Source organism: Kitasatospora sp. NPDC023120, assembly GCF_055560835.1.
This window is the reverse complement of record NZ_JBVHHY010000072.1, coordinates 1-5,794: the sequence shown is the minus strand read 5'-3', so window position 1 is coordinate 5,794 and position 5,794 is coordinate 1. Positions and strand designations below refer to the sequence as shown.

Sequence of the window (5,794 nt, the reverse complement as noted above, 5' to 3'; positions counted from 1 at the left end):
ACCGCCATCGCCGTCAACGTCGAACGCCTCAGCAAGCAGGCCCCCGGCGAAAGCGCGCCCCCACGGCCGCCGACAGCCTTCCAGGACCACCTCGACCAGCAAGGCGTCCCGCGCCTACGTTCCTGGCGAGCCGTCAGCTGAGAGGACGGCAACCAAGATCCCCGACAGAGTCAAGCTTAGACTGATCAACGCGCGGGGGCGCTTCCGGAGGCTCCGTACTGTGACCGCCCCCCTGCCAGTTCAACCTGAGGGTGATCCAGCGGCCCAGCCGCTGGCCCCGTCCTCGCCGGACGCCGCCAGCACGCTGATCACCCAGGACATCCTGAGCCGCCCCATCGCTCGCGAGAAGAGCCAGGGCGAGCGCGAGATCGTCACTTCGTGGGGTCGGTCGGTGAGGGGACGGACAGCATCGAGGGCTCTCTGGGCCCGGCCGAGGTTGTCCTTTCCTGCACGGCGGAGGCCAGCCTTCGCGTACTTCTCGACCATAGTGGTGGACTTCCAGTCCTCCGTGATGACCAAGATCTCGGCGGGGCTATAGCCTTGGTCGGCGAGGTCGGCGAGGACGCCGGCGCGCAGACCGTGGCTGGTGGCGTCCTTGGCGTCGAAGCCGGGGGCCCGGGCTACCATGCGTTGGAAGGCACGGTTCACGGCGTGGCCGGTCATGCCTGTTCCGGAGGCCGATACGGGCATGAGCCGGCCCCAGCGGGTGATGCCACGCAACAGTGGCAACTGCGGTTCTGCTTGGCCGAGTTCGGCTAGCAGTGAGATGTAGGTGCGTACGGCGGTGATCGACACCGGGTCGCGGATGACGTACTCGCGGCCGATGGACCAGTGGTCGTTCTTGCTGGTGCGCTTGCCGACGACCATCTGCTCGATGCCGTCCTCCAGGTACTCGAAGACGATGGAGTCGATTCGGTACGCGGCCTGTTCGGAGCGCCGGGCGCGGGTACGGTATCCGAGGTGCAGGATCGTCAGATCGCGCCAGCGGGCGAGAGGGATGTCGGCAGTCACCCCCTGCTGGAGGTTGGCGATGCGGGCGGCGTCGATGGGCGGGCTCGATTTGGGGGTGCGGCGGGCGCGGGCGTGGTCGGCGGCCTGCTTGCGGATCAGCTCGGCGGTCGCCTTTTTGGGAGGCCAGTTCTCATAGCCCGCACGGGCGTTGGCGTCGCGGATCGCCGCCATCGCCAGACGCAGAGAGCTCACGGGCGCGCCTGTGCCGTCGCGGCCGCCGCGGCGGCGCAGGCGGGAGATGTAGGAGACCATGTTCGCCTCGCTGGTGCGCCGGCCCGGGTGGCGACTGTTGTCGATGCACCAGCGGGCGAAGTAGCGCCACTGTTCGGCGTAGGTCTGGCTGGTGCGTGCCGGCCGGGGCTGTGGCGAGGTCGTCGGCCGCGTCCTCGGTCAGCATCTCGTTCGGGTCGACCCCGTCGAGCGCGAACTGTGCGAGCGCCTGGGTGTCGTCGATAAGTTCGCCGACCATCACCTCGGTGGCGGCCTCCGCCAGAGCGGGCAGGTTGTCCACGTCCTCGTCCACGGGCGCTTCCCTTCCGGCGTGTGAGCTGATGATCCATTTGGGGCAGCGCCCTGTGTTGCGTCCTCTAAATCCAGTTAGAGGACGCAATACATAGATCGATACATAAACGGGGCTCGAGGTGCGCTCCTCGTTTGTGAAGCGTTTCGTGTTGTTATTTGTGTTCAGTGCTCTGAACTGCAAGGGTGTCGGTCATGAAGATCACGATCACGGTGGAGAATCCGACCCCCGAGGCGCTCGAGAAGCTGCTCGCCCTTGCCGTCATGCCGACCGCTGTCGTGACCGCGGTGTCCGACGACCGCTGGACACCGGAGCGGGCCCGCTCGTACTACGACCGCCTGCCGCCCCGCGCGCAGCAGATCCTGCTCCAGGTCGTCGAAGGCGAAGGCGAGTGCGCCGCAGACGAGTTGAAGGCGAACGGCCGGAGCCTGCGGGGATCCACCGGCGCGTTCCGCCGAGTTCTCTCGGAGGGCAAGCGAACCGGCCTCTGGCCGGACGCTCTGCCCGTGCCGCTGGTGTCCCACATCGTCGGCGGGCAGCTCAAGAAGCTCGAGATGCCAGGGCGCGGCACGGAGCAGTACGCGCTCACGGCCTTCGCGGAAGGCCTCCGTGACCTGCGGAGCGGTGGCTGACAAGAAGAGCCGGTCGAGCCCGGCGGCTGACCTGGTGAGACGACCGGGTCAGCCTCGTACGCCTGAGCCTTCGTTCGGGAAGGAGACTTCCCGCAGGCGCCAAAGTCCGCTTTGGGAAGTTGAGTTGGGATCGCACGGGTCAGGAGAGGTGTACCGCTACCCCGCACAGGCCGAGCCCGTTCTCGGCGGCGGCGCGCCACAGTCGCAGCGGGCCGTCAAGGACGGACTCCTTCTGGGGCGAGTAGTAAAGCCAGTCCTGAGCGTCCGCAGCGGAGCGTTCGGCGTCGGAGAAGGTGAGGGCTCGCTCCACGTGCGGCCGGGTCTGGCGGACCTGGGCCGAGGTGAGGAGGAAGTTGCCGCACCAGCCTGGCAGGAGGGCGGCGCGGGCCGGTCCGATGGCATGGAAGAGCGATGCGACCGCGTATTCCTTCGAATTCACCGAGGCGAAGATGCCCTCGTCCGGTTGATCCCTCCACACATCGTCGATCACGCAGAAGTCCGGATCGACGATGCCGGCGCACATGTCGTCAACATTGAGTCCTGGTGAGGTGAGGTGCAGGAACGACTCCAGCGCCGCCCTGTCGACCTCAGTGCTCCCCGAATTTCCGTACCAGGTCCGGTAGTCGGGCAGCGGATCCTGCTGCCACCGATCCCATCGCTGCTGGGCAGACGACTCGGACCAGTCCGCTTCCATCGCGGGCAGCAACCGGGGAGACAGGTCGGAGATGAAGGAGTCGGCGTGGCTGGTGATCGCCCAAGCACTGGTGAAGCCCATGGACTGGACGCTAGTACCCGCCGCTGACATCGAGCGGTAGCCCGACAACGGTGGACACGGTCCGACCTACCGTTGCGTACCCAGCCGCATCGGCCCGGGCGGGCCGGCGGGCCGTGCCGCTTCCGCAGCCCGGGCCGGTCGCCGTTCGTCGGCTGCACACCGGGCCGAGCGGGCGTCACTGCGCCGATCACGAAAGTCCGGCCGCCGCCGGACCCGGGCCTTGACGGCCCTTTCCGCGCTCATTCGTCTCGATGGACGGCCGCTGTCTGTCGTGCAGGAAACTGGTGGTGAGCTGCGAAGATGGGCGCATGTCCGTTCCCATCGACCCCCGTCTGCTGAACGTCTCCGAGCGAGCCGTACTGGAACACCTCCTGGCAGCCGACTTCCCCGGTGCCTCGGCGCTGCGCGGTCAGTTGGACCGGACCGAGGTGGTGGCCACTTGGGGGCCTGAGTCGGTGAGCGTCGACCTGCGCGTGCCCGGGCGGGTGCGGCATCCCGCGCGGCCGTCCACGCTGCTGCCGGTCGGTGCCGGAGTTTTCGACCGATCCGGCGAGTATGTTGGCGAGCTGCTGGTGTGGGCGGAGGGCGGCACGGTGTTGTCCGCACTGGAGTACGCCTGGGTCACCGACGAGATGCCGACGACGCTGCCGTCCGTCGACCGGATCCGGCTCACGGTCGGATGACCTCGTGGAGGCCCGTCGGACTTCGCTGAGCACGGTCATTCCTCGAAGGCTTCGTCGGGAGGGCTCCGTACGGGGCGCTTCGGTGGCTGACCTTCTGTGCCGCCGCGCGGCGTGGCGGAGGCCCGGAGCACCACCCTCAGATGTCGATGTCCCGGCTCAGCCGCCGCGGTCCAGGCGGCGTCGCGTGTGGCCCTGTCGCGCGCTGTCGGCCTGGTCGTGGGTCGTACGGACGGCATCCTCGGCGGCCCGCACCCGGTCCTCGGCACGCGTGAGGTCGCCCCGAGCGCGGTCACGTCGTGACGCATGCGGCCGGTGTAGAGCAGGCCGTCGAGGGTGGTGGCGGTGACGTCCATGCGGAGTGGGCGGGGGACCATACCGCGGACCTCGAAGAAGCTGAGGCAGCCCTCATACCGTTCGTCGGTCTCCTCGGAGATGGCGGTGACCTTGGGGTTGAGCAGGATGGGTGATCGGGCACGGTCGGTCACCCATACGGGTGTTCGCGTCCGTACCGGGGCGGCCGTCTGTGGGGATGGCAGAGCCGCGTATCGCGGAATCCGTTCCGTGCCCACGGCTGAACGACACTCGTCGGTGGCGCGGTAGCTGGAGCTCGGGGGAGGGCCCACGGTCGCGCTCCCAAGGGGTCAGAGGGCCGTAGCTCTCAGCGAGGCTTCTCGCCGAGGGCGTGGCGCAGCCAATCGAGCGAGTCGGTCGCCAGTACGGCGTCGGCGAGGTCCTTGGCGGTCTTCGTGGTCAACCGGCCGCGACTGTTGTCGATCCACCGCTGCGCGTTGACGTAGCCCTGAGCCAGATACTCGACTCCTTGGAGAAGGCACTCCAGCTTGTCGGCGTCTCGGGCGCAGATTGCCGTCATCAACGAGTGGCTGTGATCGCTACAGCGATCCGCGATTCTCCGGGCCGGCGTGCGACCCTCCAATCCAGAAGGTCAGCGCCTTCCGTCGACCTCCCAGCGACCGCCGCATCGCATTGACCAGTCGCATCTGCGCCTGAGCCACCTCCGCGCCGGCCTCCCGGAACTCCTCTTCGCCGAGTGGCGTACGGACCGGATCGACGTCTCGCGCGACGCGGTCCAAGAAGCGGTCGACCGACTGGCCGAAGCTGTCGACCTCGCCCGCGACCTCCGCGGGAGCGATCAAGCTGACCTTCGTCAGAACGGCGCTCCACTCGGCCCAGTCGTAGTCCCAGCCACGACGGTCGGCGTGCGCACGCTTGATCACCATCGTGAACTTTGCGTAGTGGCTGAGGAGTTCTTGATAGGCAAGCAGTTGCTGATCCCGCGACCACTGATGGTCCTGGCCCCGTCTGGTGACGATCCCGCCTACCAGCACCCCCACGGTCGCCGAGGCCGCTCCGGTAACGGTCGTGATCAGCGCTTCCAGCAAAGCCACCCCAGCCCCCGTGTCCAGCAACTGCCGTTCGATCCGCGATCGGAACATAGCACTGGTGCATATTGGCGCGTCAGGGCATGCGATGGCCTCGCAGCGGGCGATGACGCCGGTGGCTGGCCGCGGCTTTGAAACACGCTCTCTAGAAGGGCGGGCGGGCAGTGCATGGGCTCGGCCAGCAGACCTCTCTCCCCCCTGGGTCTGCCGGCCGGGCCCTGGGCGTACAGCCCCGACCCCCTGAGCCCTGAGGGGCGGTCCGGATGCGGTCCGGTCCGTTGCGCCGGAAGCGCGATCGATGCCTCGCCATGAGGCGGCGGCGGGACAGTCGTCCCGCCGCCGGAGTCACGCTGTCGTCATGTCAGCGCGCGGCCCTTCGGAATGCATCCCGAGCGGCACGATAGGCGCGTGAGTACACCTCCCTGTCCGCTTCCTGCTCCGCGGTGGTGGCATCACGGCCGGGAGGGTAGTGCCCGGCTTCCTCATACACCGCCAGAGCGCTGCGGAAGGCAGCACTGCGGGCCTTCTCCCTCTTGTCTGGTGTGCGGCCTCAGGAGATCTGAAACGCAGCGGGGTATCTAATGGCCTCTGACCTGCTCTGTTCCATAAATTGAGAGAGCAGGTAGGCGTACTGCAACAGGTTGCTGACCTGGCTCTTTGATGGACAGTGCGTCAGAGAGTGAACCGCCCCGGGTTCGGTAGAGATCTCAGGTTGTGGTTGTGACCTGCGGTTTTGTGGTGGCAAGGTAGTAGTCGGTTTCGTACTCGACTGG

6 protein-coding genes and 1 pseudogene are annotated in these 5,794 nt (G+C 67.6%); 2 read left to right on the top strand and 5 right to left on the bottom strand.

The window, feature by feature from the left end:
* Nucleotides 1-240: 240 nt before the first annotated feature.
* Nucleotides 241-1,263: a site-specific integrase gene (locus ACZ3TI_RS40435; protein WP_465735520.1), complete on the bottom strand. Its 1,023-nt coding sequence runs from the start codon at nt 1,261-1,263 to the stop codon at nt 241-243.
* A 462-nt stretch (nt 1,264-1,725) separates the two neighbouring features.
* On the opposite strand from ACZ3TI_RS40435, the gene ACZ3TI_RS40430 reads away from it, so the two are divergent.
* Nucleotides 1,726-2,163: a hypothetical protein gene (locus tag ACZ3TI_RS40430; RefSeq protein ID WP_465735518.1), complete on the top strand. Its 438-nt coding sequence runs from the start codon at nt 1,726-1,728 to the stop codon at nt 2,161-2,163.
* Nucleotides 2,164-2,302: 139 nt separating this feature from the next.
* On the opposite strand, the gene ACZ3TI_RS40425 is transcribed toward ACZ3TI_RS40430, so the two are convergent.
* Complete coding sequence (locus ACZ3TI_RS40425) at nt 2,303-2,938, bottom strand: hypothetical protein (protein ID WP_465735516.1); 636 nt, start codon at nt 2,936-2,938, stop codon at nt 2,303-2,305.
* 308 nt (nt 2,939-3,246) lie between these two features.
* On the opposite strand from ACZ3TI_RS40425, the gene ACZ3TI_RS40420 reads away from it, so the two are divergent.
* On the top strand, nt 3,247-3,621 hold the full coding sequence (locus ACZ3TI_RS40420) for a hypothetical protein (RefSeq protein WP_465735514.1): 375 nt from the start codon (nt 3,247-3,249) through the stop codon (nt 3,619-3,621).
* 35 nt (nt 3,622-3,656) lie between these two features.
* Here ACZ3TI_RS40420 and ACZ3TI_RS40415 read toward each other — a convergent pair whose 3' ends face one another.
* The 3 genes and pseudogenes from ACZ3TI_RS40415 to ACZ3TI_RS40405 all read right to left on the bottom strand — a co-directional run bounded on the left by ACZ3TI_RS40415 (nt 3,657) and on the right by ACZ3TI_RS40405 (nt 5,075).
* A complete protein-coding gene (locus tag ACZ3TI_RS40415; RefSeq protein WP_465735512.1) occupies nt 3,657-4,106 on the bottom strand; it encodes a peptide deformylase in 450 nt (149 codons plus the stop codon).
* A 173-nt stretch (nt 4,107-4,279) separates the two neighbouring features.
* Nucleotides 4,280-4,486: pseudogene (locus ACZ3TI_RS40410) on the bottom strand (HD domain-containing protein); the annotation flags it as partial.
* Nucleotides 4,487-4,511: 25 nt separating this feature from the next.
* Complete coding sequence (locus ACZ3TI_RS40405) at nt 4,512-5,075, bottom strand: hypothetical protein (RefSeq protein WP_465735510.1); 564 nt, start codon at nt 5,073-5,075, stop codon at nt 4,512-4,514.
* Between the last annotated feature and the right edge of the window lie 719 nt (nt 5,076-5,794).